Source organism: Catenuloplanes atrovinosus (assembly GCF_031458235.1).
In the GTDB taxonomy this organism is placed as follows: Bacteria; Actinomycetota; Actinomycetes; order Mycobacteriales; family Micromonosporaceae; genus Catenuloplanes; species Catenuloplanes atrovinosus.
This window is the reverse complement of the sequence record NZ_JAVDYB010000001.1, coordinates 1,622,401-1,649,348: the sequence shown is the minus strand read 5'-3', so window position 1 is coordinate 1,649,348 and position 26,948 is coordinate 1,622,401. Positions and strand designations below refer to the sequence as shown.

The following is a 26,948-nucleotide window of genomic DNA, read 5'->3' as shown; positions in this document are numbered from 1 at the left end:
GGCCGGACACGGCCCGACCTGAGGCGTTTATTCCCCTATGGGGTGGGCGGGGCTGGCGGGGCGGGCGCGGATCAGCGGCACGATCTCCTCCGCCGTGACCGGCCGCGCGAAGAGGAAGCCCTGACCGTACTCGCAGCCCAGCTCGCGCAGCGTGGACCACTGGTCGGCGGTCTCGATGCCCTCGGCCACGGTCTGCAGCCGCAGCGTGCGGCCGAGCTGCACGACCGCCTCGGCCAGCGTGGCGTCCCCGGAGTCCGCGGTGATCCCGTCCACGAACGAACGGTCGATCTTGAGGATGTCGACCGGGAACCGCTTCAGGTAGCTCAGCGAGGAGTAACCGGTGCCGAAGTCGTCGACCGCCAGGCGCACGCCCAGGGCCTTCAGTGCCTCGAGGGTACGGACGGTGACCTCGGTGTCCTTCATCAGCAGCGACTCGGTGATCTCCAGGACCAGCCGGTCGGCCGGCACGCCGGTGCGCTCCAGGATGCCCGCGACCTCGCCGACCAGCCCGGAGTGCTGGAACTGCCGCGGCGAGAGGTTCACGCTCATCCGCAGCGTCGCCGCCTCCGGGTGCTCCGCGATCCACGCGGCCAGCTGGCGGCAGGCCTGGTCGAGCACCCAGCGGCCGAGCGGCACGATCAGCCCGGTGGCCTCCGCGAGCGGGATGAACCCGACCGGGCCGACCAGGCCGTCCTCCGGGTGGTTCCACCGGACCAGCGCCTCGAAGCCGATCAGCTCGCGCGCGGGCAGCTCCACGATCGGCTGGTAGTGGACCACGAACTGCTCCTCCAGCAGCGCGCGCTCCAGCGCGGCGCGCTGCTCCGCCTCGGCCAGCACGTCCGCGTGCCGGGACGGGTCGAAGACCGCGTAGCCGTCCCGGCCGGCCGCCTTCGCCGCGTACATCGCCAGGTCGGCGTCACGCAGCAACTCGTCGGCCTCACCCAGGTCGTGCACGCCCGCCTTGATCACCGAGATGCCGATGCTGGCGGTGCAGATCACGTCGCGGACGCCGAGCGTGACCGGCTCGCGGACCGCGCGGACCAGCCGGTCGGCCAGCTCCGCGGCCTCCAGCTCGGTCAGGTCCTCGACCAGCACCGCGAACTCGTCGCCGCCGAGCCGGGCCAGCGTGTCCGCCGGGCGCAGCTGCGCGGAGAGCCGCTGGGCGATGACGCGCAGCAGTTGGTCGCCGGCGGTGTGCCCGAGACCGTCGTTGACCAGCTTGAAGTCATCCAGGTCGATCAGCATGAGGGTGATCCGGCCGGCGTCGCGGCGGTTGCGCGCGGCGGCGTGCGTCACCCGGTCGTGGAACAGCGCGCGGTTCGGCAGTCCGGTCAGCGAGTCGGTGAACGCCTGGCGGGTCAGCTCCGCCTCCATGTACTTGCGCGCGCCCACGTCCCGGATGCTGAGCACGGCCGCGCGCAGGTTCGGGTCGGCGAGCCGGTTCACCCCGATCGCCTCCGCGTAGACCCAGGTCCCGTCGCCGTGCCGCAGCCGGACCTCGATCCGCCCGGCGTGGTCCGGCGCGGCCGCGAACAGCGTGGCCATGAACTCCCGCGCCAGCGGCAGGTCCTCCGGGTGCAGCATCTGGCCGATCCGCTCGCGGGTGAGCCAGGACGGGTCGCGGCCCAGCAGGTCCCGCGCGGACGGGCTGGCGTACGTGACCTCGCCGTCCGGGCACACGGCCAGCACCAGATCGGACGCGTTCTCCAGCAGCGCCTCGACGCGGTCCTCCGCGGCCCGCCGGCGCGCGTCCTGGGCCAGCCGGCTCTGCGCGGTCAGTGCGCAGGTGGCGACCACCGCGCCGAGCACGGCCAGCAGCCCGGCGATCATGGTCGGCTGCGCGTCCGGCTGCCCCTGGACCAGCAGCAGGAATCCGCCGATGGAGAGCGCACCGAGCGTGCCGATCGCGCTCGGCGGGTAGAGCACGGCGGCGGTGACCATGATGACGATCGCGCCGGCCGGGAAGATCGCGAGCGCGGCCTGGTCCCCGCGGGCGAACAGGTAGAGCAGCGGCAGTTCGAGCAGCCACCACGCGAACAGCAGCTCGCGGGCGTACCGGCGGCGGATGATCCGGGCCCAGGGCAGGACGAGCAGGCCGGCCTGCGCGACCACCGCCGCGCCGAGAACGAAGACCAGCCAGCGCGACGACTGCGGCCAGTCCAGGAAGACCCGCACGGCGCCCACCGTCGAGATCACGATGGCGATCCAGCAGCCCATCCGGATCTGCCGGGTCCAGTGCTCGACCTGGTAGCCGTCGTCGATGGACTCGAACCTCATGGCGCCTCGTTCGGCGTACCGTCCCGCGAACTGAGCAGAAACCCAGCGGCAACTCACGGCTCTGAGCTGGGAAAACAGCCCAACATGATCAGGCTCACACCCGTTCTTGCGGGGACTGCTACTAAGGCTGGCCTAACCTGGGCGGTCAGACTTACGCGCGATCGAGCGAGGGAAAACTCACCATGGAGGAGCAGCGCCCACTGCGGGTCGCCGTCATCGGCGCCGGTCCGGCCGGGATCTACGCGGCCGACATCCTGTCGAAGAACCACCCGACAGCGACCGTCGACGTCTTCGACCGGCTCCCCACCCCGTACGGCCTGATCCGGTACGGTGTCGCCCCCGACCACCCGCGGATCAAGGAGATCATCAACGCCCTGCACAAGGTGCTGGACAACCCGCGGATCCGGTTCATCGGAAACGTCGACTACGGCGTCGACGTCAAGTTGGAGGAGCTGCGGCCGTTCTACGACGCCGCGATCTTCGCGACCGGCGCGGACAAGGACCGGGTGCTCAACATCCCGGGCGTCGACCTGCCGGGCAGCTTCGGCGCCGCGGACTTCGTGAGCTGGTACGACGGACACCCGGACGTGCCGCGCGAGTGGCCGCTGACCGCCACCAAGGTCGCCGTGATCGGTGCCGGGAACGTGGCCGTCGACGTCGCCCGGGTGCTCGCCAAGACCGCGGACGAGCTGCTGGAGACGGAGATCCCGGACAACGTCTACCGCGGCCTGCTGGCCAGCCCGGTGACCGACGTGCACGTGTTCTCCCGGCGCGGCCCGGCGCAGGTCAAGTTCACGCCGATGGAGCTGCGCGAGCTGGACCACTCCCCCAACGTCGACGTGATCGTGCACCCCGAGGGCATCGAGTTCGACGAGGGCAGCCTCGAGGAGATGCGCAAGACCCGGCACGTCAAGATGTGCGTCGACATCCTGCAGAACTGGGCGATGCGCGACCCGCGCGAGGACCGCAAGCGCCGCCTGCACCTGCACTTCCTGCAGGCGCCGGCCGAAATCCTCGGCACCCCGGAGGAGGGCGTGACCGGCCTGCGCACCGAGACGCAGGAGCTGACCGGCGACGGCAACGTGCGCGGCACCGGCGAGTTCACCGACTGGGACGTGCAGGCGGTCTACCGGGCGATCGGCTACCTCAGCAAGCCGCTGGCGGACCTGCCGTTCGACACCCGCACCGGCACGGTGCCGCACGAGGCCGGCCGCGTGCTGGACATGGACGGCAACCACATCCCGGGCGTGTACGTCACCGGCTGGATCAAGCGTGGCCCGGTCGGCCTGATCGGCCACACCAAGGGCGACGCGAACGAGACCGTCACCAGCCTGCTCGCGGACGTCGAGGCGATGCCGGAGGCGACGCAGCGGGAGCCGGAGGCGGTCGTCTCGTACCTGCGGCGCAAGGGCGTCACGTACACCACCTGGGCCGGCTGGCAGCTGCTCGACGCGCACGAGATCAAGCTGGGCGAGCCGCACGGCCGCAAGCGGATCAAGGTCGTGCCGCGCGAGGACATGATCACCCTCAGCAACGGCTGAGCGAACGGGAGGGGCCGGGGTTCTCCCCGGCCCCTCCCGCGTTCTAGCGCGGCTGTTCGGCCATGATGAAGTCGAACTCGCCGTCCTCCGTCATGGTCGCGTCCAACGCCTTGTCGTCCAGCGCCCGCAGCGCCACCGGGCAGAGGAACAGGTAGGCGCCGCCCGCCTGCAACACCGTGTCGCCCTGGCTGGGCCGCGGTGACAGGCCGACGGTCAGCTCGCCGGCCCGTGGGTCCGCCGCGATCCGCAGCCCCGCTCCGGCCGGCGCCCGCTCCCGCTCCGCGAGCCGGCGGATCACCTCCGCCGCGTTCCCGGTCACCATGAACATCGCTGCACTCCCACTCCTCGGTTGGCGAATCCGAGGAGCACAACGCGCGGAACCACGCGGTGGTCACCCGCCCGGGGGTCTCGTCGCCGGGACGGGGCCGCTACGGCCGGACGTACGCGTTCACGAACGCCGGGCTGCCGAAGACCCCGTCGACGAACACGCCGCCCAGCCGCGGGCCCTGGGCCGTGCAGGTCAGCTCCACGTACAGCGGCACGACCGGCGCGTACTCCCGCATGATCCGTTCGTCGAGCGCGGCCCACTCCGGGCCCTGCCGGTCGGCCGGCAGCGCCAAGATCCGGTCGAACTCCGCGTCCAGCGGGCGGGCGTCCAGGTAGGACGTGCCGTTGTTGCTGCCGGACGGCTTGATCGCGCGGCCGTCGTAGAGCGCGGGCAACACGGCCGCACCGCTCGGCCAGTCCGGCGCCCAGGTGTCCGGGTAGAGGTCCCACGGGTTGTCCGCGCGCTTGATCTCGGCCAGGAAGTCACCGGCCGGTACCGGCTTGGTCAGGATGCGGAAGCCGGCCTCGCGCAGGCCGCTGGCCAGCGCGGTGCCCTCGATCTGTCCCTCCGCGTCGTCCGGGTGGGCCAGCACCAGCTCGGGCACGCCGGACGGGATCGGCAGCGGTGAGGGGTACGCGTCGTAGTCCCGCCAGCCGATGGTCGACGGCGGCAGCAGCGTGGTGACCGGCCGCGCCACGGCCGCGCCGCCGACCGCCTTGACCAGGTCGTCCCGGTCGATGGCCGCGTTCAGCGCGCGGCGGACGGCCAGGTCGGTGACGCGCCGGGTGTTGATGCTGAGCACGGTGAGCCGCGACGTCGGCGAGCGCAGCAGCGCGTCGCCGGTGACCCGCGCGATCAGGGCCGGGGGCACGCCGTCGAACGAGATCGCCGCCGCGTCCGCGCCCTGGGCGGCGAGGATGCGGTTGGTCTGGGTGACCGGCTCCGCGCCGAACGCCAGCTCGAACGCGTCCGGGTACGCGTGCCGGGTCGCGTCCGTGGCCGGGTCCCACTGCGGGTTGCGGACCAGGCGCAGCGCGGTGTCGCCGGTGCGGCCCTCGATCCGGTACGGCCCGGTCGCGACCGGCTTCCTGTCGTAGTCCAGCCCGGTGTCCGCCGCGGCCGGCACCGGCGCGGTCGCCGGCAGCGCGGCCGCGAACGGCAGGTCGCAGTGCGGCTTCGGGAAGCGCAACCGCAGCGTGCGGTCGTCCGGCACCTCGACGCCGGGCGGCAGCGCGGTCCGGTCCGCCGCGAAGTCGAACACCGTGTCGTAGGCCGGCGTGCCCGCCAGCCACTCCTGGATGTAGGTGGGACCGCCGCCGAGCGACAGGTCGAACGAGCGGGCGATGCCGTACGCCACGTCCCGCGCGGTGACGGTCGCGCCGGTCTCGAACCGGATGTTCTCCTTGATCCGGAACTCCCAGGTGCGGCAGTCGCCGTCCACGTCCGTGCCGGGCGTCTCCGCGATGTCCCCGACCAGCGTGAGCGCGCCCTTGCCGTCGTCCGCGTAGGTGGTCAGCCGCCGCGCGTACAGCTGGGAGACGCTCAGGCTCAGGAACGTGTAGATCCGCTGCGGGTCGAGCCGGGCCAGCGGCGTCTCCCGGAACACGGTGACGGTCCCGCCCGCGGTCGCGCCGGGCACCTCGGGCGCCGGGCCGCGGGAGGCCGCCGGGTCGGTGGCGATCACGCCGCTGCGCTGGCGGACCTCCTCCCGCTCCGGCGTGCCGTCGTCGCGGGGGTTGTCGGTGCAGGCCGTGCCGGCCGCCAGCACCACCGCCAGGGCCAGGGACACCGCTCTCCTCATCGAGCTCCTATCTGCGCATGCGGGGGTCGATCGCGGCCTGGAGGCCGTCGACGATGGTGTTGGCGCCGATCACGAACACGGCGCCGAGCAGCACGGCGCCGAGCACGACCGGCAGGTCGTCCGCGCGTACCGCCTCGATCACGGTGCGGCCCAGCCCGTGCAGGCCGAACGTGACCTCGGTGATCACGGTGCCGCCGAGTGCGGCGCCGACGTCCAGCGCGGCCAGCGTGGCCAGCGGGCCGGCGGCGGCGCGCAGCGCGTGCCGGCCGACCACCGCGCGCCCGGGCAGGCCCTTCGCGGCCGCGGTGCGCACGAAGTCGGCGGAGAGCGCGTCGCCGACCTGCGCGCGGGCCAGCCGGGTGTAGCCGGGGGCGAGCATCGCGCCGAGCGTCACCCAGGGCAGCAGCAGGCCGGCCGCCCACCGCGCCGGGCTCTCGCTCGGCGGCGTCCAGCCGGGCGGGCCGAGCGTGCCGGTGCCGTACACCAGGACCAGCAGCAGCACGGCACCGACCAGGTAGAGCGGCAGCGCCAGCCCGGTCAGCGAGAGCACGCCGACCAGCCGGTCGGCCGCCGAGCCGGGGCGGGCCGCCGCGACCGTGCCGAGCAGCACGCCGGAGGTCACCCACAGCACCGCGGCCGGCAGCACCAGGCTCACGGTCACCGGCAGCGCGCGGGCCAGCATCGCGGTGACCGGCTCGCCGCTGGCGTAGGACCGGCCCAGGCACGGCGCCGGGCAGCCGTCCGCGCCGGACACCAGTCGCGTGGCGAAGGACCAGTACTGCACCGGCACCGGGTCGGTGAGGCCCCACTCGGCGCGAATCCGCTCCAGGCGCGCGGCGTCGCAGTTCTTCGGGCACATCGCCGCCGCCGGGTCCCGAGGGACCGCGAACAGCAGCAGGAACGCGAGCACGCTCACTCCGGCCAGGGTCAGCAGCCCGAGCAGGCACCGGCGCAGCAGCCGCCGGATCACCGGCCCGGCCCCGGGTCGCACGCCCGCCGCACCGACTCGCCCAGCGCGGTGAACACGAACACCATGCAGACCAGGGCCAGGCCGGGGAACAGCACGTACGCCGGATCGGTCTGCAGGTAGCCGAGGCTGCGCTGGATCGTGCGCCCGAGGTCCGGCGTGGGCTCCAGCACTCCCAGCCCCAGGAAGCTGAGCGCGGCGCCGGCGGAGGTGAACATGGGCAGCAGCAGCGACGCGCCGGCCACGATCGGCGGCCCGAGATGCGGCAGCACCTCGCGGCCGAGGATGCGGCCGGGGCGGGCGCCGAGCGCGACCGCGGCGGTGACGAAGTCCCGCTCGCGCAGCGCCCGCACCTGCGTGCGGACCAGCCGCGCCACGCCGGTCCAGCCGAGCACCGTGAACAGGCCGATCAGCGTGACCATCCGGAACCAGCCGGGGACCGCGTCGCGCGGGCCGTAGAACGCCAGCTCCAGCGGGCGGATCACGGCGATCGCGCAGAGCAGCATCGGCAGCGCGATCGCCACGTCGGTGACCCAGGTGAGCAGCGCGTCGACCCAGCCGCCGAGTATCCCGGCGAGCCCGCCGATCACGGTGCCGAGCAGCGTGGCCAGCAGCACGGCCGGCCCGGCCACGGCCAGTGACGTCCGCATGCCGTAGACGATCTGGATCAGCAGGTCGCGGCCGAGGCCCGGCTCCAGGCCCAGCCAGTGCACGGTGGACACGCCACCGGCGACGCCGTAGGGCATGCCGTACGCGTCGAGGTCGTCCGCGAACGTCTGCTGCGGCCCGGTGCCGTAGACCGCGGCGATCAGCGGGGCCGCCGCCGCGACGGCGGTCAGCAGCAGGGCACCGGCACCGGCGACCAGGACGGACCGGAAGCGCCGGAGCCGAGACGACATGGCAGCCATCAAATCGATCCCGATCGGCCAAAGCAAGTCCGATTTTCGACGGTCGTCGAAGGTCCATGGCCGGGAAGTCCGGCGGGCATCACTCTAGGTGCGTGGACGGCGGCAGACGGGGGGTCGCCGTCCTCCCTATCATCGCGGCCTGCCGTGCGATCGATTGCGTCCCGGATCACCCGTGTGGACACTCAGACGATGGGCACCCTGTCGATCCACTTCACGGCCGAGGACGTGGGCCGCACCCGGCTGGCGCGGCGTCCCGATCCACTGTGGGAGATAGTGTGCAGCCTGCACCGGCTGCAGACCCGGCGGGGCTACGCGACGTACGAGAACTGGCATCGCCAGGTGCGCCAGGACCTGGGCCGGCACAACATGTCCGGGCTGCTGCGCGGCAAGCTGCTGCCGATCTCGCCGCTCGGCCGGTACTTCCCGGACTTCCTCACGCCCGGTGACATCACCGCGCTGGACCAGGGCATCGACGCGGTGCAGAACACCGATGCCGCGCGCGTGAAGGAGGAGATCCGGATGATCCCGGATCCGTCCGGCGCGAACGTCTGGCTGGACGACCTCGCCTCCGGCCGCACGGGCGCCATGCACGAGCTCGGCGACGGCCTGCGCCGGTACTTCGAGGTCGCGGTCGCGCCGTACTGGACGGAGATCTCCGGCGTGGTCGCGGACGACCGCGCGCTGCGCGGCACGCTGATGCTCGACCACGGCGCCGGCCACCTCCTCGACGACCTCGGCCCGCGCTGCGAGTGGAACGCGCCGGTGCTGTCCATCCACGGCTACCCGATGGATCGGGACATGTACCTGGACGGTCGCGGGCTGCTGCTGGTGCCGTCGTACTTCTGCTGGCAGGACCCGATAGCGCTGGCCAACCCGGAGCTGCCGCCGATGCTGGTCTACCCGGCGCACCGGCAGCGCCCGGCCCCGGCCGTCGGCGCGCCGGACGGCGGCCGACGGCTCGGCCCGCTGATCGGCACCACCCGGCTCGCGGTGCTCCGCGCGGTCGCGGACGCGGCCACCACCGGCGAGATCTCCCGCCGGGTCGGCATCTCCCCCGCCACCGCCAGCCACCACGCCACCGTGCTGCGCGAGGCCGGTCTGATCACCAGCCGCCGGCACGCGAATCTGGTGCTGCACCAGGTCACCGCGATCGGTCGCGCGCTGCTCGACGGGTCTTCCTGACGTCGCGTAGTGTCCCGGCCATGCACAAGGATCTCGCCGTCGCGGCCGAGACCGTCGAGGCGCACGCGTTCCGGGCCGTCTACGCCGCCGCGCCGCCGGACGTCACCGCGCGGCTGGGCCTGGCCGGCGCCACCATCGGCGGCGCGACCGTGATCGGCGCGCCCCGGGCCAGGCCGACGTTCTGGACGCGCACGGTCGGCCTGGGCGCCACCGCACCGGCCACGCCGGACGTCGTCGGCGAGGTGCTGGACTGGTACCGCGCGCACGACGTGCCGGCCGCCTCGCTGCACCTCGCGCCGCCGCTGATGCCACCGGACTGGGCGGACGTGGCCGCGGCGCACCGGCTCACCCCCGGGCCCGCGCTGGTCAAGCTGGTCCGGGCCGCGGAGGAGCTGCCGACGCCCGGCACGTCGCTGTCGATCTCGCCGATCGGCGCGGAGGAGGCCGCGGAGTCGATGGCGGTGCTGGCGCGCGGCTTCGGCTGGGACGAGCGGGACGTCGCCGACCTGATGCGCGGCGCGATGGCCGAGGGCCTCTTCACCGGGTACGCGGCCCGGGACGGCGACACGATCGTGTCCGCGGCGCTGCTGGCGGTCTCCGGCTCGTGGGCGTTCATGAACGGCGCCGGGACGCTGCCGGAGCACCGCGGACGCGGCGGGCAGACCGCGCTGCTCGCCGCGCGCGTCTCCGAGGCGGCCCGGCGCGGCTGCACGCACGTCTGCGCGACCACCTGGATCCCGGCGGAGGGACAGAAGAACCCGTCGCTGGACAACATGCTGGCGACCGGGTTCCGGCCGGTCTACGAGCAGTCGTCGTGGCGCTGGACGGCCTGACCGCGACGGGGCCCGGCTCCACCGTGGAACCGGGCCCCCGGCGTCGTCAGGGCGAGTACTCCCAGACCAGCGCGAGGTACGAGCCGTACCAGGCGGACAGTGCGGTCAGCGCCGCGATCACCACGCCGGCCTGCGGCAGCCGCGCCCGGGCCAGCGCGTACGCCACCGGCAGCAGCAGCGGGAACGCGGGCACCAGCAGCCGCGACTTGGAGTGGTAGTAGCCCTCGCCGCCCAGCGCCAGCGCCAGGACCAGCGCCGCGTAGACCAGCAGCGGCCACGGCAGCCGCTCGGTGACGGCCAGCACCAGCAGCAGCACGGCGACCGCGAGCACGGCCGTGGCCATGTAGAGCGCCAGCGGCTGCGCGCCGGTCAGGATGGCCTTCAGCGTCTTCAGCGTGTAGACGCCGCCGTCGAAGGCCATGCCCCAGGCGTCGCCCTGCACGCGGAAGTAGCCGTCCGCCTCGCCGAGCCGGAATCCGACCCAGGCGATGAAGCTCAGCATGCCCAGCGGCGACAGCGCGCCGGCCAGCCAGGGCCGCCAGCCGCCGCCGGTTAACCGGCCCCGGTTGCCGATCACCGCGACCAGCGCGGCCAGCCCGACGGCCGCGGCGAGCGCGCCGCCGGTCGGCCGGGTGAGGCCGGCCAGCACGCAGAGCAGCGCCGCGGTCAGCCAGTGCCGGCGCAGCAGCGCCCACAGCGACCAGGCCGCGAGCGCGGTGAACAGCGTCTCGCTGTAGCCCATGGACTGGACCAGCGCGTGCGGCAGGACGGCCCAGACCGCGGCCAGCGCGATGCCGGTGCGGCGGTCGCGCAGGTGCGACCCGATCGCGCCCAGCCCGGCGGCCGCGAACAGGCCGGCCAGCCAGGAGACGACCACGCCGGCGATCGCGGCGCGGCCCGGGATCAGCGGGTCGAACAGCGCGATCAGCGATGGGAAGAGCGGGAAGAACGCGAGGTTCGTGGTGGCGAACGAGCCGTCCGGCTTGAGCGGGATCGCCGTGTCGTAGCCGCCGGTGGCGATGCCCGCGTACCAGCCGGCGTCGAAGTCGGTCAGCAGCGGGCTCAGCGGCGAGCCGGCCAGCCGCGCGAAGACGGCCAGCACGGCCAGGCAGACCAGGCGCAGCACCAGGTACGCCAGCACGGCCGGGCCCAGGTCGGCCAGCCACCGGCGCGCCCACGACGCGGACGGCGGCGTGGCCGGCGCCTCTGCCTCGGACGCGGGCGGCGACACCGGCGCGGGAGCGGTCATCGCGCGCCCGCCGTCCCGGCGAGGACCCGCCGGTACACGTCGACCAGCGTGGCGGTGACCGCGTCCGGCGCGAGCCGGCGCAGTCGCTCGCGGCCGTTCGCCCGCACGCCGGCCGCGTCCAGGATCGGCGCGAGCGCGTCCGCCAGGCGGGTGACCAACTCGTCCGTGGCCGCGGCCGTGCCCCACGGGTCCGGGAACGGCACCACGGCGGACGGGCTGACGCCGTCCAGGATCTCCGAGGTGTCGCCGACGTCCACGGTCACGACCGGCACGCCCATCACCGCGGCCTCCTTGACCACCAGCGGGCCGCTCTCGGTGCCGCGCCGCGACGTGAGCAGCAGCGCGTCCGACGCGGCGAACTTGCGGACCACGGCGTCGCGCTCCTGGCCGGCCTCGGCCAGCACCAACTCGCGGACCGGGCGGCCGGTGGCGGAGAGCTTGTCGAGGACGGCGCGGAACACGTCGTACCCCTTGACCTGGTTCTCCGGGAGCGCGCCGAAGAGCACGACCTGGTCGCCGGGGGCGATGCCGAACCCGGCCCGGATCTTCTCCCGCTCCTGGGTGGTGGCCGGCGGCGTGAACAGGCCGAAGTCCACCGCGTTCGGCACCACGAAGCCGTCCGGGTCGCCGGCCGCGGCCGCGAGCCGCTTCGACGGGTAGATCGTGGCCGCGACCGTGCCGGTGGTGGCCCGGGTGATGCGGCGCTGCCACGGCTCGTTGACGTCGCTGCCGTACAGCGACAGGACCCTCGGCACGCCCTTGACCAGCCGCGACGCGAGCGCGGTGAGGCCGTAGTGGACGTGCACCAGGTGGTAGCCGCCGGCCGCGGCGCGGGCGCGCACGCGGGGCGCGGCGGTCAGGTAGTCGGACTTGCCGCGCTGCTGCGCGACGACCTCGACGTCCACGTGGTGGCCGGCCGCGCGCAGCGACTCGACCTGGTCACGGACGAAGACGCCCCGGAACCCGCCGGGGGACGGCCACAGGTTGGTGACCGCCAGGATGCGCAGCGACGGCGGGGGGTCCGCAGACCCGCCCGCCGCCGCGAAGGACTCGGACATCAGTTCCCGTCGAAGTACGAGCGGACCGCTGCGATGATCTCGTCGCGCTGCGCGTCCGTCAGCTCCGGGTAGATCGGGAGCGACAGGCAGGTCGACTCGAACTTCTCGGTGTTCGGCAGGTCGCCGCGCTTGCCACCGAGGTACGCGAACGCGGGCTGCAGGTGCAGCGGCAGCGGGAAGTGGATGCCCGCGCCGATGCCGGCCTGCTTCAGGTGCGCCAGCAGCGCGTCCCGGTTCGCCGTGTGGATCACGAAGTGGTGGTACACGCTGCGCCGGTTCGGCGCCTCGGTCACGAACGTCAGGTCGCCGACGCCCTCCAGACCGGCCAGGAACCCGGCGGCGATCTCGCGGCGGCGGTCGTTGTCCGCGTCCAGCGTGGTCAGCTTGACGCTCAGGATCGCGGCCTGCAGCGTGTCCAGCCGGTGCGCGTAGCCGACGATGTCGTGCTCGTACTTGCTGAGGCGGCCGTGGTCGCGCAGCTTCTTCAGCTTCTGGGCCAACTCCGGGTCGTTCGTGGTGAGCGCACCCGCGTCACCGAACGCGCCCAGGTTCTTGCCCGGGTAGAACGAGAAGCAGGAGATCGCACCGTACGAACCGGCGCGCACCACGTCGCCGTTCGGCAGCGTGAACGACGAGCCGTGCGCCTGCGCGGCGTCCTCGATGATCGGCACGCCCGCGTCCTCGCAGATCGCGCCGATCGCGGCCAGGTCGACCGGCTGGCCGTGGATGTGCACCGGCACGACGGCCTTGACGTCGCCGGGGGCGAGCGCGGCCTTCAGCGCGGCCGGGTCCATGCAGCCGGTCTCCGGCTCGATGTCCACGAACCGCGGCGTGGCGCCCAGCCAGGCGACCGGCTCCGCGGTGGCGATGAACGTGTGCCCCGGCACGGCGACGACGTCGCCCGGGCCCACCTCGAGCGCGGTCATCGCGAGGTGCAGCGCGGCGGTGCCGGAGCCGACACCGATCGCGAAGCGGGCGCCGCAGAACGCCGCGAACGCCTCCTCGAACTCGACGAGCTCCTTGCCCCCGATGAACCGGGTGTTCGTGATGACCTCGGCCATAGCGGCGTCGATGCCCGCCTTGTGGCGCTCGTAGGAGGCCTTGAGATCAACCAGGGGAATCGTCATGCGCTCGCTCCGATGGACTCGAGGGGTGGGTAGGGACGGTGATCGAGACCGGCCGGACAGGTCAGCTCGTCCGTGGTCTTGGTCTGGCGGCCGGGGTTGCCGACCACCACGGCACCGGGCGCGACGTCACGCGTGACGACCGTGCCGGAGCCGATGATCGCGCCTGCCCCGATCCGCACGCCCGGCAGGATGGTGGCATTCGCGCCGATCTTGGCGCCGCGCTCGATGTGTACGCCCTTCATGCAGGTGGAGACGGAAGGGCAGCGCGGGAACGGCGCGTTGGTGAGCGTGACGCGCGGGCCGATCCACGCGTCCTCCTCGATCACCGAGAACTCCGGGATGAAGCACTGCGAGTGGATCCGCACCCGGTCGCCGAGCGTCACGTGGTGCTCGACGACCGAGAGCGAGCCGATCGACACGTTCTCACCGATCGTGTTCGACTCGCGGACCAGCGCGTGGTGGCCGGTCGCGAACCTCGGCCCGATCGTGTTGCCCGCGTAGAGCACGGTGTGCGTGCGCAGCGTCGCGCCGTCACCGATGACCGTCTTCTGGTCCGCCGGGCCGGAGCGGCCGATGACGCAGAACTCCTCGACGACGCTCCCCTCCCCCAGCTGGACGCCGTCGGCGACGACGGAGAGCGGGCTGATGACGGCCGTCATCACTTGCCCGGCCGGTGGGTGTCGACCCCGACCTGCTCGCCGTTCTTGCGCAGCGACTCCTCGACCGCCTCCAGCACGGCGACGACCTCCACGCCGTTCCACCCGTCGGTGCGCGGGCGGGCGCCGGTGTCGACGCACTCCAGGAAGTGCCTGAGCTCCGCGCCGAGCGGCTCGGCCATCGGCAGGCTGGGCACCCGCATGGCGCCGTCACGCAGCTTGTACTGCCAGGCGCCGTAGGAGTCGGGGTCGAGCCGGTCCGCGCCCTTGTCGTACACCCGGAGCTTGGTCTCGGAGTCGACGTCGTCGAAGACCATCATCTTCTGCGAGCCGACCACCGTGGTCTTGCGGGTCTTGGACGGGTCGAGCCAGCTGACGTGCATGTGGGCCAGCACGCCGCCCGGGTAGCCGACCGTCACGAAGACGACGTCCTCGACGTTCTCGTTGAGGTAGCGGGCCCCGCGCGCGGACACCCACTCCGCACCCTTGCCGACCAGGAAGTTCGCGATCGACACGTCGTGCGGGCCGATCGAGGTGAACGCGTTCACGTCGCTCTGGATGCGGCCCAGGTTGAGGCGCTGCGAGTGCAGGTAGAGCAGGTCGCCGATCTCGCCGGCCTCGATGATCTTCTTCATCTCGAGGACCGCGGGCACGTACTCGAAGACGTGGCCGACCATCAGCACGCGGTTCGCCGCGTCCGCCTGGGTGGCCAGCGCGGTGGCGTCCTCGGTGCTGAGCGCCAGCGGCTTCTCCACCATCACGTGCTTGCCGGCCTCCAGCAGACGCCGGGTCAGCGGCGTGTGCGTGGCGGCCGGCGTGGCGACGATCGCGGAGGTCACGTCGGGGTCGTTCAGCACCACGTCGAGGTCGCTGACCACCTGCACCTGCGGGTACAGCTCCCGGGCGCGCGCGGCGCGCTCGGGCGACAGCTCCACCAGGTAACGCCAGCGCTGGCCGGCGTGGTTCTGCAGGTTACGTGCCAGGTTCGGTCCCCAGTAACCGAACCCGATCAGCGCGACTCCACTCATGGTCGCCCCCTAGCTTTCCTCGTCGGTACGGCGAGCGGTCGGCTCGTCGGCGGGTGCGGCGGTCTCGGTGACGGCGGCCGGGGTCCGGGCGCCGGCGCGGGACAGCATCACCCAGGAGATGCCCAGCACGGAGAAGAGCAGTGCCGGGAAGACCGGGTCCTCCAGGGACGGTGCGAGCGCGGCGACCAGGCCCGCGAAGACCAGTGCCGCGATGCCCCAGAGCGTGGTCGGGCCGGCCCGGTGCTCCTTCCACCGCTCGCGGCGGTCCGCCCAGGAACTGCGCAGCAGCGGCCAGGCCAGGAAGAAGATCCAGGTGAGGTACGCCAGGACGCCGAGCAGACCGGTCTCCACCAGCAGGTGCAGCCAGAACGAGTCGACCTGCTTCTCGTTGGAGCCGTACAGCTCGAAGCCCTCCGGGCCGAAGCGGGTGTCCTTGTACCACTCCGGGTCCGCGGTGTAGGCCGCGATGCCGCCGAACTGGCCGATGCCGTACCCGAGGATGGGGCGCTTGAAGAACAGCTTGACGCCCTGCTGCGCGTAGAGCACACGCACCTCGCGCTGCGGGATGCTGTTCTCCTCCTCGCAGCCGCGGTTGCCCTCGACGCAGAAGCCCTCCTGCTCCGCGCCGCTGGGCAGGTCCAGCGCGCTGGACACGCCCTGGAGGCGGCGGGCCAGCTCGGCGCGGTTCTCCGGGGAGATCGCGACCTGGCCGACCGCGAACGCGAGCACCATCGCGGTGGCGACCGCGATCACCACGTACTTGCCGCGGCGGAGGATCGCCAGCACGATCGCGGCGCCGACGAAGCCGAGCGCGGACTCGCGGGACTGGGTGGCGGAGCCGGCCAGCGCGACGAAGCCGAACAGCAGCCACCACTGCCAGCCGACCCGCTTCTTCACGAGGAACCAGCAGAGCAGGCCGAGCAGCGCGAGCGTGATGAAGTGACCCAGGTGGTTCGGGTGGTCCATCAGCCCGTGCGCCCGGTTGATCCGGGCCCAGGTCATGTTGTTCCAGCCGACCGCCTGGAAGGCCGCGTAGCCGGCCAGCGTCTGCCAGATCGCGACGATCGCGTTGATCACGACCAGCACGCCGACCGGGACCAGCGCCCAGCGGATCGCGGTCTGCGACGGGAAGGCGACCCGCCACGCGTAGAAGACGATCACGCCGCGCAGGTAGACGTAGCCGGCCTGGCCGATCAGCGAGATCTCGGAGCCGTTGACCAGGCCCGCGAGGATCAGCACCACGCCCAGCACGAGCAGCGCCAGGTCGGCCTTGGTGGTGAACTCCCGCCAGCGCCGCTCGACGAGCACCACGAGCGCGCTGATCGCCAGGAGGCTGAGGTAGATGGCGTTCTTGAGGGTCTTGGGCCAGGTCGGCAGGTCTTCCACGACCCGGTACTGGGCGTCGATCGTGGTGCTGCTGAACAGCACCTGGATCCACGCCTCGAGCACGACCTCGACGAGGAGGAAGGACAGCAGGACGAGCAGGACTCCGGACAACCAGCGGGGGATCTGACGTCGCGCCGTCGGCGCCGCGTCATCCCGCTCGGCGTCACGCGCGAGGACCATCGAAGACAACCTGAACTCTTCCCGCCGCCACCGAGCCGGTGGCGGTCATAGTCGGCCCCGCGGGGGCCGAACGCCGTCGGACAAGGACAGTGGCGGCGACCTCGGGCCGCACCGGCCCATCGAACGGTCTCCGGCCAAATCTACGGTTAGCGGAAGTTGACATGCAACCAACGTCCGCCAGAAGGCTACCCTTCACGCTGCGTCACCGCTACCCGGGGTGGCGGGCCTGCCGCGACCGTCGCGCCAGAGCTTGCGGAGGTCTCCCGCCAGCACCGACGCACCTATTGCAGCGCCTAGCAGAGCGGCCGTGACGTCCAGGACGGCACCCACGTCGAGGTGGTCCAGGACGGCCGCGAGAACAAGTGCCGACCCGACTACGCTGAGTGCACGAAGGACCGGGCCGAACCAGGACATCCGGAGCAACCGCCAGGCGGTGACCAGCGGGATGCCGGCCGTGATCGCGGTGCCCAGCACGTACCCGCCGGCGACGCCGGTGGCGCCGAACGGGCCGGACAACAGCGCTACCGCGACCAGTCCGGTGCTGGCGCCGGCCACCGCCGCCAGCGTCGGCACCCGGACGTGCTCGCCGCTGGACAGCGAGTTGACCGCGGCGACCGGGACGACCGCGAGGTACGTACCGGCCAGCATCAGGCGCAGGATCGGCGCGCCGTCCGCGTACACCCCCGAGCCGTAGATCGTGAGCACCTCCGGCGCGAGCAGGATCGCGCCCACGAAGAGCGGTGCGAGCGCGGCCAGCAGCGCGCGGGTGGAGATGTCCGCCTGGGCGCGCACCGCCTCCGCGTCGCCGGCGCCGTGCGCCCTGGCCATCGCCGGGAACAGCACCATGCCGAGCGCGCGGGGCAGGAAGTAGAACGGCGCGACCAGTGTGACCGAGGCGGCGAAGTAGGCCACCGCCTCGCGCGAGGCGAACGCGCCGGCCAGCAGTTGCGTGCCCTGGAGGAAGCCGCTCGCGCAGACCGTGCCGACGCAGGCGAGCGCGATGTAGATCCAGATCTCCCGGCGGTCCGGGACGGCGCCCCGGCCGTACCCCCGGCGGATCTCGGATCTGGTTCTGCGCAGCCGGGCCCAGCCGGCCAGGCCGAAGAGGCCGTAGCCGAGCGCGAGCGGGAGCAGGTAGAGCGGCACGCCGGCCAGGACCACCGCCACGGTGCTGCCGACGGCCAGCACCGAGGAAGCCAGCTCCAGCTTCGCGTAGTGCGCGACCTCGCCGAACGCGTAGAGCGTGGCCTTCTGCACGGTGTACGCGCAGAACGTCACGCAGAGCAGCACGACCTGCAGCACGTCCAGCGCACCGAGGTCGTAGACGAACGCGGCGACCGCGCCCGCGCCGGCGCCGAGGACGGCCGCGCCGGCCAGGCCCAGGCGGGAGAGCATCCGGTCGACCGCGCCGACCGCGCCCTGGTCGCCCCGGCCCTGCTGGAACGGGATGAACCGGGACGCGGCGCTGGCCAGGCCGGCCGGCAGCAGCAGGCTGGCGATCGTGCTGACCGCGACCAGCGAGCCGACCAGGCCGTACGTCTCCGGCTCGGTGGCCCGCGCGACCAGCGCGCCGTGGACGAGCCGGGTGAGCCCCAGCGCGACGAGCGCGGCGAGGCTGGCCGCCCCGCTGCGCATCATCCGGGGGGCCGCCGCCGGCCGCTCCTCGGTCGCCTGCTCAACCACGGTTCTTCCGGGCCGCCAGCCGATCGATGACGCTGAAGTAGATCTCCTTCTGCGCGCTCCAGCGCAGCCCTTCCATCACCGTCGCGGCGCGGGCGGCCTGCGCCAGCGCGCGGTCCGGGTCCTTGGCCAGCGCGATCATGGCCTCGCGCAGCGTCTCCGGCGTGGCCGGGTCGACGTAGGTGACCGCGTCCTCCGGGAAGTACCGCTCGATCACCGGGTTCCGGAACGTGATGCACGGGACGCCGAGCGCGGAGTACTCCAGCAGCTTGGTGGGGAGCACGCCCTCGGTCCACGGGTCCAGCATGCTCGGGACCAGGCCGATGTGCACGTTCGCCAGCTCGCCGACGATCTCGGTCATCGAGTAGAGCCCGGTGGGCAGGTCCACCGCGTCCTCGACGCCCAGCTCCCGCGCGGTGGCGGCCACCTCGTCGATGCCGTCGCCGCCGCCCCGTATCTGCACGCGCGCGCCGGGCATCGACTCGCGCACGTCCTTGAGCGCCTTGACCACGTTGACCAGGCCGTGCCGCGGCGCGATCAGGCCGTGGTAGCTGAAGACGACCTCGCCGTCCGGGTCCCAGCGCAGCGGCTCCGGGCGCGGCCTGAAGAGGCGCTCGTCGGGGCAGTTCATCACCACCGAGACCGGCTTCCTCGTGTCCGCGCGGACCAGGTCCGCGTACTCCTCGTGCACGGTCATGACCTCGGTGGCGAAGCGCAGCGCGGCGCGCTCGGAGAGCCGCACGCCGGACATGATCGCGCTCTTGCCCTCGAACTTGGCCGCGAACAGCTTGCTGGTCAGGTCGTGCACGTCGAGCAGCAGCGGCACGCCGGCCAGCCGCTGCGCCATGCCCGCGAAGACCAGCGCCTCCGGCATCGAGTGCGCCTGGAGCACGTCGAAGCGGCGCGGGTGCCGGGTCAGCCAGGCGGTGGCGCGGGCGCCGAACGAGCCGTACAGCCCGAGGTAGGCCTTGGCGGACGAGCCGCGGTACTTCTTCACCGGGAGGTGGATCACGCGCACGCCCTCGACCACGTCCTCACGCGGACGGCCCTCGGCGTGCAGGGCGAGCACGGTCACCTCGTCGCCGCGGGCGACCAGCGCCTCGGCCTGACGGCGGACGCGGGGATCGGACTCGTACTGACTGATCACGATCATGCCGATGCGCAGCGGCCGTCGGTCGGTCTGCGGGGCTTCTGCGGCGCTGTTCGCGGTCACGGTAACGGCCCGAGAGGTAGGAGGCGGGGACACCCGCAGACAATAGGTTGGCTCGGTTCCACCGTGGCGACCGGGGGGCCTTTGTGTGAGAAGCTTTCGCCCTGGAGATGCCGCAACGTCACTGTCCATTCATCTAACGACAACCGTTGATACGCTTTCCATCCTCCTGAGGATCACCTTCCCATGTTGGCTAGTGTGACGGGTGTGAACCAGCCACCGCTGCTCGCCGTCGACGCGCCCAGCCTGTACTTCCGCGCCTACTTCGGCATCCCGGAGTCGGCCGCCCGCGCGCCGGACGGCAGCCCGGTCAACGCGGTGCGCGGCTTCACCGACATGCTGGCCACGCTGATCCGCACGCGCCGGCCGGACCGGGTGGTCTGCGCGCTGGACGCGTCCTGGCGGCCGGAGTGGCGGGTGGCGCTGATCCCGTCGTACAAGGCGCACCGGGTCGCGGTCGCGCCGTCCGTCGAGGAGGTGCCGGACACGCTCGTGCCGCAGATCCCGGTCATCCTCGAACTGCTGGCCGCGGTCGGCATCCCGGCGTTCGGGGTGGACGGCTACGAGGCCGACGACGTGCTCGGCACGCTCGCGGTCACCCAGCCGGGTCCGGTCGAGGTGGTCTCCGGCGACCGCGACCTGTTCCAGCTGGTCGACGACGCGCGCGGCACCCGGCTGCTCTACTGCGGCCGCGGCGTGGCCAAGCTGGACGACGCGGACGAGGAGCTGGTGCGCGCCAAGTACGGCGTGTCACCCCAGCGGTACGCGGACTTCGCGGCGCTGCGCGGCGACCCGAGCGACGGCCTGCCCGGCGTGGCCGGCGTCGGCGAGAAGACCGCGGCGCGGCTCGTCGAGCGCTACGGCGGCATCGAGGACATCCTGGCCGCGCTGGACGACCCGGCCGCCGGGTTCGCCGCGGGCCTGCGCACCAAGCTCGCCGCCGCCCGCGACTACCTGCGGGCCGCCGGCCCGGTGGTGCGGGTCGCGACGGACGTGCCGCTGCCGTCCTCCTCGTTCGCGCTGCCGCCGGCGCCGGTCGACGCGGACGCGCTCTTCGCGCTGGCCGAGAAGTGGAACCTGGCCGGCCCCTGCCAGCGGCTGGTGGACGCGGTCAGTCGGCGAGGCGCATGAGCGCCGGCCCCAGCGCCGCGTGCGCCCGCACGGCCGGGTGCGTGCCGCCGTAGTTGAGCACGTCGCCGAGCCGGTCCGCGAACAGGCTGAACACCAGCGCGGGCCGGCCCGACCGGTCGAACACCACGCCCGCCTCGTGCCGGGAGGCGAAGCCGTCCTCCCAGTCCGCGCCGTACTTGCTCGCCACCCGGGACCGCTGCTCGGACGACATCTCCCGCCGTACGCCGTCGTGGTATCCGCTCAGCCCGCGCAGCACGCCCAGCATGAACGCGGAGCCGGCCGGCGACAGCAGCGTGCCCCCGGCGAGCCGGGTGAGCAGGTCGTGCGTCTCCCGCGGCGTGGTCACGCCCAGGAAGAACCGGTGCGGGTCCTCGACCGGCTCGACCCGCGTGCGGGCGAAGCCCTTGGCCGCCAGGATCTCGTTGATCTCCCGCGCCGGGACCAGCCGGCCGCACAGCCGTACCGCGGTGTTGTCCGAGACCAGCAGCATCGCGGTGAGCACGTTCGCCACCGTGACCCGGTCGCCCCACACGGTCTGCAACGCGTAGATCCCGCTGCCCGGCAGCACGATCCCGGCCGGCACGTCGACCAGGTGGTCCAGCCCGAACCGGCCCCGGTCGACCGCGTCCAGCACCGCCACCGCGACCGCCAGCTTCTGCACGCTGTATCCGCGCAGCACCGCGTCCGCGTCGTCGTCCACCACCGGCGTCCCGCGATGCGTGATCAGCGCATGCCAGCGCCCGCCGGCCTCCGCCGCCCGATCCCGGTAGAGCCGCCGCACCTCATGCGCCGGCCCGTCGCTGCTCCGCACGGGGCGGAATGGTAGCCAGCGCCAGCCCGCCCAGCGCCGCCGCCGCGCCCACCACGCCGAGCATGGCCGCCTCCGGCGGGCTCGGCCAGTCCTGGAACACGCGCGCGATCCACGCCTCCCCGCCGAACCGGCGCGACACGCCGGCCAGCACCGGCGCCCACCACACCGCCATCGCGATCCCGAAGAAGACGTTGACCACCACGCGCATCGGGTGCCCGGGCCCGGTCCGGCGCGCGGCCCACGCCACCGCCAGGAAGGCGAGCACGCCCCCGAGCAGCCCGCTCGCGATCCCGGCCGGCCACGCCAGCCACGCCGTCGCCGCGTCGATCCGCACGTCCGTCACCCCGTCGGTCCCGGTCCGGGTCGCGGTGAGCGCCAGCCCGTCGCGGGTGGCCAGCACCGTTTCCGACGACCGCACGGTCCAGCCGTCGGCGCGCAGGCCCGCCGCGAGCGAGTCCAGGTCGGTCCTCACGGTCAGCGCCGCCATCGGCCGACGGTCGGCCGTGCTGACCGGCGGCACCCAGCCCAGGAGGGTGCGGTCGTCCCGCGTGTCCACGGCGGAGATCTCCACCCCGGGCACGCTCTCCTCGATCAGGACCTGGCCGGCCGGCGCCCCCGGCCCGGCGTACGTCGTGCGCCACGCACCGAACGACCCGGCGTACAGCCCACCGATCACGGCCGCGACCAGCACCCACGCGACCACGGTCCGGCTGGCCGGCCGGCCGATCCGGGCCCGCAGGCCGTGCGCGACCAGGTTGAGCGCCTCCCGCGCGGTCGGCCGCGTGCGCCCGCCGGCCGCCTGCACCATGGTGGCCAGCAGATCCTCGCCGCGCTCCCGCCGATAGTCCCGCGGGTAACAGATCATCAGCCGCCGCAGGAGGCGGTCGCCGTCGCTCATGCCGGCCGCACCGATCGCCGCGCCGTGCCGAGCCGGCGCTCCGCCGCGGTGGCCAGGTCGCGCAGCCGCGCGGTCTCCGCCGTGACCGCGGCCCGGCCCGCCTCGGTGAGCCGGAAGTACCGCCGGAGGCGCCCGTCCACCACCGCCTCCCGGTCCAGCGTGACCATGCCCTCCGCGGTGAGCCGGTCCAGCGCGGTGTAGAGCGTCCCGGTGAGCAGCCGCACCCGCCCGCCGCTCAGCTCCGCGACCTCCTGGAGGATGCCGTAACCGTGCCGCGGCCCCTCGGCCAGCGCGGTGAGGATCAAGAACGTCGGTTCCCTCATCGCTTTCACGCCGCCCACCATAGATAAATGATCAACCTATGGTCAAGGCCTCGCCGCGCGGAATCGATCAGGGGGTGGTGGGCAGCGCGGCGAAGGCGCGGCGGAGGTGCGCGGCGCACTCGGCCACGGCCCGCTGGGCGGCGTCGAGCAGCGGAATCGCCGCCAGGAAACCGTGCATGACGCCGGGGTACCGGGTGGTGGTGACCGGCACGCCCGCGGTGGCGAGATGGTGGCCCAGCGCCTCGGCCTGGTCGCGGAGGACGTCGCGGTCCGCCGTGACCAGCAGCGTGGGCGGCAGGCCGGTGAGCGTCTCCGCCGGGAGCGAGAGCAGGTCCAGCCACGGGTCGGAGCCGGCGTCCGGGGGCACGGCGTGCGCCAGCATCCAGGACAGCGCGGTACGGGTCAGCGGCTTCGCGTCCGCCTCGGAGATCATGCTGTCGCCGTGCGGCGCGATCGTGGCCAGCGGGTGCACCAGCAGCAGCGCGACGGGCAGCGTGCCGTGGGTGAGGCGCAGGTTCCAGGCGGTGGCGGCGGCCATGGTGGCGCCGGTCGACTCGCCGGCCAGGGCTATCCGCCCCGGGTCCCCGCCCAGCACCTGGGCGTGCCGCTCCAGCCAGTGGTACGTACCCCGGACGTCCTCGAACGCGGCCGGGAACGGATTCTCCGGCGCGAGCCGGTACTCGGGGCAGACCACGATCGCGCCGGTACGGTTGGTGAGCGCGCGGCAGATCGTGTCCGTCTCGGCCGTCTCGGGCAGCACCCAGCCGCCGCCGTGCGCCCACACGATCACCGGCAACCGCTCGGCCTGGCCACCGGACGGGTGGTAGACGCGCAGCGGCGGGCCGCCGTGCATCGGCACGGTCCGGACGTCGCCGACCGGCTCCGGCACGTGGTCCGGCACCAGCGCGCGGACCGCGGCGGCCAGCCCCGGGCGGCGGCGCGCCCGGCCCACGGTGAGCGTCTCCAGCGGCGCCGGGTGCAGCGCGGCGAACGCGTCCATCAGGCGCTGCGCCTGCGGGTCGAGCAGGCCGGACGGGTCGGTGGCGAGCACGTCCCGGCGGCCGGAGACGCGGTCGCGGAGCCGGTCGACGACCGCGGCCGCCGGGTCGGTGAGCCGGTGGCCGAGCGCGCCCGCCGGGCCGTACGGGTGCGGGCGGGCCGGCGCGGCACGCATCGCGGCCAGCCAGTCGCGGCCGAGCTCGGGCATGCGCTCCGGGCCGAGCCGGTGCCGCAGCCGCGGCAGGTACTCGTCCTCCTCCTCGGCCGCGTGCTGACGGACGTCCGTGATCAGCTCGGTGACCGCCTCCTCGAACTCGGGATCGCCGGGCTCGCTCTGCTGGATCACCACGAGCAGTTCCTTGAGCCGCCGGTTCTCGTCGCGCAGGTGGCGGGCCTCCTCGGCCGCACCGGTCCGGGCCAGCGCGGGGCAGAGCACCCGCTCCTCCGCGTCGGTCTGCCGGGCCAGCTCGTACGAGACCTGGTCGGCCAGCACGCGACGGTCCCCGCGGCCCGCGGCCAGGTGCTGGAGCTGGCGTTCCACGACGGCGTGCCCGTCCGCGACCATCCGGTCCAGGTCACCGGGGCCGGTGGAGTAGCTGAGCATGGCGGCCTCCCCTGTCGAAGCGACGTGGGCTCCAGTGAACGCCGCGCGGGTTGCGAGCGGGCCGGTTTCGGCGAGGATCAGGCCCGCGACGCGGCCTCGATCACCCGGGTCAGCGGTTGGGTCTGGCGGCAGCTGTCCAAGATCTTCGGTCCGGCCACGATCTCCGGCGACGCGCTCCAGGGCTGCACGCAGGAGGCGCGCGACCAGTGGAAGCGGCATCTGGAGGCGCGGCGCAAGGCGGGGTAAGGGACCAAAGACCCGGGCCGGGGAGGTCCGCGTCCCCCTGCGAGCGCGTCCCGGTTCCGTCAGGCTGGAGCGCGAGAGAGATCGCATGAGGGGGTACGCGGTGACTGTGACCACCGTCGACGAGAACCTGCTGCAGACGCTCGGCGAGCCGGGCGAGGACGAGATCGCCAGCCTGGACGCCTGGTGGCGGGCCAACAACTATTTGACCGTCGGCCAGATCTACCTGCGGGCGAACGCGCTGCTGCGGGAGCCGCTCACGGCCGAGCACATCAAGCCGCGGCTGCTCGGGCACTGGGGCACCAGCCCCGGCCTGTCGTTCATCTACGCGCACGTCTCCCGGCTGATCCAGCGGACCGGGCAGGAGGCGATCTACCTCGCCGGCCCCGGCCACGGCGGCCCCGCGCTGGTCGCGGCCGGCTACCTGGAGGGCACGTACTCCGAGGTCTACCCGCGGGTGTCGCTGGACGAGGCCGGCATGACGCGGCTGTTCCGCCAGTTCTCCGCGCCGGGCGGCATCCCGAGTCACGTCTCCGTCACCACGCCGGGCTCGATCCACGAGGGTGGCGAGCTGGGCTACGTGCTGGTGCACGCGTTCGGCTCGGTGATGGACAACCCCGACCTGCTGTCGATCGCGGTGGTCGGCGACGGCGAGGCGGAGACCGGCCCGCTGGAGGGCTCCTGGAAGGGCGTCTCGTTCATCAACCCGGCCCGCGACGGCGCGGTGCTGCCGATCCTGCACCTCAACGGCGCCAAGATCGCCGGCCCGACCGTGCTGGCGCGCAAGAGCCCGCAGGAGGTGCACGCGCTGCTGGAGGGGCACGGCTACGACGTCATCGAGGTCTCCGGCGCGGACCTGCCCGGCATGCACAAGCGGTTCGCGGCCGCGCTGGCCGACGCGTGGGGCCGGATCCGGGCGATCCAGGAGAGCGCGCGCGGCGGCGGCTGGGACGGCTCCCGCCCCCGCTGGCCGCTGATCATCATGCGTACGCCGAAGGGCTGGACCGGCCCGGACGAGGTGGACGGCACGCAGGTCGCCGGCACCTGGCGGTCGCACCAGGTGCCGCTCTCCGGCGTCCGGGAGAACGCGGACCACCTGCGCATGCTCGAGGAGTGGATGCGGTCGTACCGGCCGGAGGAACTGTTCGACGACAACGGCCGGCCGGTCGAGCTGGTCACCCGGCTGAACCCGGGCGGCACGCTGCGGATGAGCGCGAACCCGCACGCGAACGGCGGCCTGCTCACCAAGGACCTGGACATCCCGGACTTCCGGCGGTACGCGATCGACGTGCCGGCGCCCGCGACGATCAAGGCGGAGTCCACCCGCAAGCTCGGCGAGCTGCTGCGCGACGTCTACCGCGCGAACGACGACCGGTTCCGGCTGTTCTGCCCGGACGAGACGAACAGCAACCGGCTCGGCGCGGTCTTCGAGGCGTCCGACCGCGGGTTCATGGAGCAGACGTTCGAGCACGACACCGCGATCAGCCGGGACGGCCGCGTGATGGAGGTGCTCTCCGAGCACAACTGCCACGGCTGGCTGGAGGGCTACAACCTGACCGGCCGGCACGGCATGTTCGCCACCTACGAGGCGTTCGCCATGGTCTCCGCGTCGCAGACCGTGCAGCACGGCAAGTGGCTGCAGGAGTCGCGCCGGCTGGACTGGCGGGCCAAGGTGCCGAGCCTGAACATCCTGCTAACGTCCACGGCCTGGCGCAACGACCACAACGGCTTCTCGCACCAGGGCCCCGGCCTGATCCAGGTGGTGCTCACCCAGCGCGGCGACATCGCCCGGGTCTACCTGCCGCCGGACGCCAACACGCTGCTCAGCGTGGCGGACCACTGCCTGCGGTCGCGGTCGTACATCAACCTGATCGTGATCGACAAGCAGCCGCAGCCGCAGTGGCTGACCATGGACGAGGCGGTCGAGCACGCCGCGCGCGGCGCCGGCATCTGGGCCTGGGCCGGCACCGACGACGGCAGCCGCGACCCGGACATCGTGCTGGCCTGCGCCGGCGACGTGGTGACCATGGAGACCGTGGCCGCGGCGCAGATCCTCAAGGAGCGGCTGCCGCAGCTCTCCGTGCGCGTGGTCAACGTGGTCGACCTGATGGGCCTGGTCCGGCCGAAGGACCACCCGCACGGCATGAGCGAGACCCGGTTCACGGAGCTGTTCACCGACACGGTCGACGTGGTCTTCGCGTTCCACGGCTACCCGGGCGCGATCCACCAGCTCATCCACGGCCGGCCGGACGCGGACCGGTTCCGGGTGCGCGGCTTCGTCGAGGAGGGCACCACCACCACGCCGTTCGACATGACGGTACGGAACCGGGCGTCGCGCTACCACCTCGTGATGGACGCGATCAACAACGCCACCCGGCTGCCGCGCGGCGCGGCGGACCTGAAGGACTGGTGCAAGCAGAAGCTCGCCGAGCACGAGGCCTACGTGGTCGAGCACCTGGAGGACATGCCCGAGGTCCGGGACTGGTCCCTCTAGATCCAACCCGCCCGGGGGTACGGCTGGGAAAACG

23 protein-coding genes are annotated in these 26,948 nt (G+C 73.1%); 6 read left to right on the top strand and 17 right to left on the bottom strand.

The features are described from left to right. Positions 1 to 27: 27 nt before the first annotated feature. A complete protein-coding gene (locus tag J2S41_RS07035) occupies positions 28 to 2,277 on the bottom strand; it encodes a putative bifunctional diguanylate cyclase/phosphodiesterase (RefSeq protein WP_310364568.1) in 2,250 nt (749 codons plus the stop codon). A 182-nt stretch (positions 2,278 to 2,459) separates the two neighbouring features. On the opposite strand from J2S41_RS07035, the gene J2S41_RS07030 reads away from it, so the two are divergent. Next, entirely contained in the window at positions 2,460 to 3,818 is a 1,359-nt protein-coding gene (locus tag J2S41_RS07030) for an FAD-dependent oxidoreductase (RefSeq protein ID WP_310364565.1), read from the top strand. 43 nt (positions 3,819 to 3,861) lie between these two features. Here the strand turns inward: J2S41_RS07030 and J2S41_RS07025 are convergent, their stop codons facing one another. The 4 genes from J2S41_RS07025 to J2S41_RS07010 all read right to left on the bottom strand — a co-directional run bounded on the left by J2S41_RS07025 (position 3,862) and on the right by J2S41_RS07010 (position 7,813). Next, on the bottom strand, positions 3,862 to 4,146 hold the full coding sequence (locus J2S41_RS07025; RefSeq protein ID WP_310364563.1) for an adhesin: 285 nt from the start codon (positions 4,144 to 4,146) through the stop codon (positions 3,862 to 3,864). Between the two features lie 100 nt (positions 4,147 to 4,246). Then, positions 4,247 to 5,935: an ABC transporter substrate-binding protein gene (locus tag J2S41_RS07020; protein WP_310364561.1), complete on the bottom strand. Its 1,689-nt coding sequence runs from the start codon at positions 5,933 to 5,935 to the stop codon at positions 4,247 to 4,249. Positions 5,936 to 5,954: 19 nt separating this feature from the next. Continuing rightward, on the bottom strand, positions 5,955 to 6,938 hold the full coding sequence (locus J2S41_RS07015) for an ABC transporter permease (RefSeq protein ID WP_310364559.1): 984 nt from the start codon (positions 6,936 to 6,938) through the stop codon (positions 5,955 to 5,957). After that, positions 6,914 to 7,813, bottom strand: coding sequence for an ABC transporter permease (locus J2S41_RS07010; protein WP_310364556.1), 900 nt, complete (start codon positions 7,811 to 7,813; stop codon positions 6,914 to 6,916). The genes J2S41_RS07015 and J2S41_RS07010 overlap by 25 nt, the downstream gene beginning before the upstream one ends. Before the next feature lie 198 nt (positions 7,814 to 8,011). Here J2S41_RS07010 and J2S41_RS07005 point away from each other — a divergent pair, with 198 nt between their 5' ends. Continuing rightward, positions 8,012 to 9,004, top strand: coding sequence for an ArsR/SmtB family transcription factor (locus tag J2S41_RS07005; protein ID WP_310364554.1), 993 nt, complete (start codon positions 8,012 to 8,014; stop codon positions 9,002 to 9,004). 20 nt (positions 9,005 to 9,024) lie between these two features. Then, positions 9,025 to 9,837 (top strand): GNAT family N-acetyltransferase, encoded by an 813-nt coding sequence (locus J2S41_RS07000; RefSeq protein ID WP_310364551.1) that lies wholly within the window; start codon positions 9,025 to 9,027, stop codon positions 9,835 to 9,837. A 46-nt stretch (positions 9,838 to 9,883) separates the two neighbouring features. Here J2S41_RS07000 and J2S41_RS06995 read toward each other — a convergent pair whose 3' ends face one another. The 8 genes from J2S41_RS06995 to J2S41_RS06960 all read right to left on the bottom strand — a co-directional run bounded on the left by J2S41_RS06995 (position 9,884) and on the right by J2S41_RS06960 (position 19,447). Then, positions 9,884 to 11,086, bottom strand: coding sequence for a hypothetical protein (locus tag J2S41_RS06995; RefSeq protein WP_310364548.1), 1,203 nt, complete (start codon positions 11,084 to 11,086; stop codon positions 9,884 to 9,886). Next, entirely contained in the window at positions 11,083 to 12,144 is a 1,062-nt protein-coding gene (locus tag J2S41_RS06990) for a glycosyltransferase family 4 protein (RefSeq protein ID WP_310364546.1), read from the bottom strand. Before J2S41_RS06990 ends, J2S41_RS06995 begins: the two co-directional genes overlap by 4 nt. After that, entirely contained in the window at positions 12,144 to 13,271 is a 1,128-nt protein-coding gene (locus J2S41_RS06985; protein ID WP_310364544.1) for a DegT/DnrJ/EryC1/StrS family aminotransferase, read from the bottom strand. The genes J2S41_RS06990 and J2S41_RS06985 overlap by 1 nt, the downstream gene beginning before the upstream one ends. After that, positions 13,268 to 13,930: an acyltransferase gene (locus J2S41_RS06980; protein ID WP_310364542.1), complete on the bottom strand. Its 663-nt coding sequence runs from the start codon at positions 13,928 to 13,930 to the stop codon at positions 13,268 to 13,270. The genes J2S41_RS06985 and J2S41_RS06980 overlap by 4 nt, the downstream gene beginning before the upstream one ends. Next, positions 13,930 to 14,955 carry a Gfo/Idh/MocA family protein gene (locus J2S41_RS06975; protein ID WP_310364540.1) on the bottom strand — a complete coding sequence of 342 codons (1,026 nt, stop codon included), beginning with the start codon at positions 14,953 to 14,955 and terminating at the stop codon, positions 13,930 to 13,932. The genes J2S41_RS06980 and J2S41_RS06975 overlap by 1 nt, the downstream gene beginning before the upstream one ends. A gap of 9 nt (positions 14,956 to 14,964) precedes the next feature. Beyond that, positions 14,965 to 16,521: an O-antigen ligase family protein gene (locus J2S41_RS06970; protein WP_310364537.1), complete on the bottom strand. Its 1,557-nt coding sequence runs from the start codon at positions 16,519 to 16,521 to the stop codon at positions 14,965 to 14,967. Between the two features lie 192 nt (positions 16,522 to 16,713). Beyond that, positions 16,714 to 18,204: a lipopolysaccharide biosynthesis protein gene (locus tag J2S41_RS06965; protein ID WP_310364535.1), complete on the bottom strand. Its 1,491-nt coding sequence runs from the start codon at positions 18,202 to 18,204 to the stop codon at positions 16,714 to 16,716. Beyond that, complete coding sequence (locus tag J2S41_RS06960) at positions 18,197 to 19,447, bottom strand: glycosyltransferase (RefSeq protein ID WP_310364531.1); 1,251 nt, start codon at positions 19,445 to 19,447, stop codon at positions 18,197 to 18,199. The genes J2S41_RS06965 and J2S41_RS06960 overlap by 8 nt, the downstream gene beginning before the upstream one ends. Before the next feature lie 150 nt (positions 19,448 to 19,597). Here J2S41_RS06960 and J2S41_RS06955 point away from each other — a divergent pair, with 150 nt between their 5' ends. Then, entirely contained in the window at positions 19,598 to 20,542 is a 945-nt protein-coding gene (locus tag J2S41_RS06955; RefSeq protein WP_310364528.1) for a 5'-3' exonuclease, read from the top strand. Here J2S41_RS06955 and J2S41_RS06950 read toward each other — a convergent pair. The 4 genes from J2S41_RS06950 to J2S41_RS06935 form a co-directional block, all read right to left on the bottom strand. Continuing rightward, the gene (locus J2S41_RS06950; RefSeq protein WP_310364523.1) at positions 20,523 to 21,353 is read right to left on the bottom strand and encodes a serine hydrolase; all 831 of its coding nucleotides are present in this window, start codon (positions 21,351 to 21,353) and stop codon (positions 20,523 to 20,525) included. The genes J2S41_RS06955 and J2S41_RS06950 overlap by 20 nt on opposite strands. Beyond that, entirely contained in the window at positions 21,325 to 22,251 is a 927-nt protein-coding gene (locus J2S41_RS06945) for a hypothetical protein (RefSeq protein WP_310364520.1), read from the bottom strand. Before J2S41_RS06945 ends, J2S41_RS06950 begins: the two co-directional genes overlap by 29 nt. After that, positions 22,248 to 22,574 carry a PadR family transcriptional regulator gene (locus tag J2S41_RS06940; RefSeq protein WP_310376315.1) on the bottom strand — a complete coding sequence of 109 codons (327 nt, stop codon included), beginning with the start codon at positions 22,572 to 22,574 and terminating at the stop codon, positions 22,248 to 22,250. The genes J2S41_RS06945 and J2S41_RS06940 overlap by 4 nt, the downstream gene beginning before the upstream one ends. A gap of 67 nt (positions 22,575 to 22,641) precedes the next feature. Beyond that, positions 22,642 to 24,177: an alpha/beta hydrolase fold domain-containing protein gene (locus J2S41_RS06935; protein WP_310364517.1), complete on the bottom strand. Its 1,536-nt coding sequence runs from the start codon at positions 24,175 to 24,177 to the stop codon at positions 22,642 to 22,644. A 24-nt stretch (positions 24,178 to 24,201) separates the two neighbouring features. Between J2S41_RS06935 and J2S41_RS06930 the strand changes: the two genes are divergently transcribed. Together J2S41_RS06930 and J2S41_RS06925 are read left to right on the top strand one after the other, a co-directional pair. Next, positions 24,202 to 24,423: a hypothetical protein gene (locus J2S41_RS06930; RefSeq protein WP_310364516.1), complete on the top strand. Its 222-nt coding sequence runs from the start codon at positions 24,202 to 24,204 to the stop codon at positions 24,421 to 24,423. A 100-nt stretch (positions 24,424 to 24,523) separates the two neighbouring features. After that, on the top strand, positions 24,524 to 26,914 hold the full coding sequence (locus J2S41_RS06925; protein ID WP_374728115.1) for a phosphoketolase family protein: 2,391 nt from the start codon (positions 24,524 to 24,526) through the stop codon (positions 26,912 to 26,914). Positions 26,915 to 26,948: the final 34 nt, after the last annotated feature.

Bases quoted from the DNA above. Each gene is read 5' to 3' on its own strand.
- J2S41_RS06945 (WP_310364520.1), bottom strand. From the start codon at position 22,251: ATGAGCGACGGCGACCGCCTCCTGCGGCGGCTGATGATCTGTTACCCG.
- J2S41_RS06955 (WP_310364528.1), top strand. From the start codon at position 19,598: ATGTTGGCTAGTGTGACGGGTGTGAACCAGCCACCGCTGCTCGCCGTC.
- J2S41_RS07000 (WP_310364551.1), top strand. From the start codon at position 9,025: ATGCACAAGGATCTCGCCGTCGCGGCCGAGACCGTCGAGGCGCACGCG.
- J2S41_RS07005 (WP_310364554.1), top strand. From the start codon at position 8,012: ATGGGCACCCTGTCGATCCACTTCACGGCCGAGGACGTGGGCCGCACC.
- J2S41_RS07025 (WP_310364563.1), bottom strand. From the start codon at position 4,146: ATGTTCATGGTGACCGGGAACGCGGCGGAGGTGATCCGCCGGCTCGCG.
- J2S41_RS06940 (WP_310376315.1), bottom strand. From the start codon at position 22,574: ATGAGGGAACCGACGTTCTTGATCCTCACCGCGCTGGCCGAGGGGCCG.
- J2S41_RS06995 (WP_310364548.1), bottom strand. From the start codon at position 11,086: ATGACCGCTCCCGCGCCGGTGTCGCCGCCCGCGTCCGAGGCAGAGGCG.
- J2S41_RS07030 (WP_310364565.1), top strand. From the start codon at position 2,460: ATGGAGGAGCAGCGCCCACTGCGGGTCGCCGTCATCGGCGCCGGTCCG.
- J2S41_RS06990 (WP_310364546.1), bottom strand. From the start codon at position 12,144: ATGTCCGAGTCCTTCGCGGCGGCGGGCGGGTCTGCGGACCCCCCGCCG.
- J2S41_RS06985 (WP_310364544.1), bottom strand. From the start codon at position 13,271: ATGACGATTCCCCTGGTTGATCTCAAGGCCTCCTACGAGCGCCACAAG.
- J2S41_RS07010 (WP_310364556.1), bottom strand. From the start codon at position 7,813: ATGTCGTCTCGGCTCCGGCGCTTCCGGTCCGTCCTGGTCGCCGGTGCC.
- J2S41_RS06935 (WP_310364517.1), bottom strand. From the start codon at position 24,177: ATGCTCAGCTACTCCACCGGCCCCGGTGACCTGGACCGGATGGTCGCG.
- J2S41_RS06970 (WP_310364537.1), bottom strand. From the start codon at position 16,521: ATGGTCCTCGCGCGTGACGCCGAGCGGGATGACGCGGCGCCGACGGCG.
- J2S41_RS07035 (WP_310364568.1), bottom strand. From the start codon at position 2,277: ATGAGGTTCGAGTCCATCGACGACGGCTACCAGGTCGAGCACTGGACC.
- J2S41_RS06980 (WP_310364542.1), bottom strand. From the start codon at position 13,930: ATGACGGCCGTCATCAGCCCGCTCTCCGTCGTCGCCGACGGCGTCCAG.
- J2S41_RS06975 (WP_310364540.1), bottom strand. From the start codon at position 14,955: ATGAGTGGAGTCGCGCTGATCGGGTTCGGTTACTGGGGACCGAACCTG.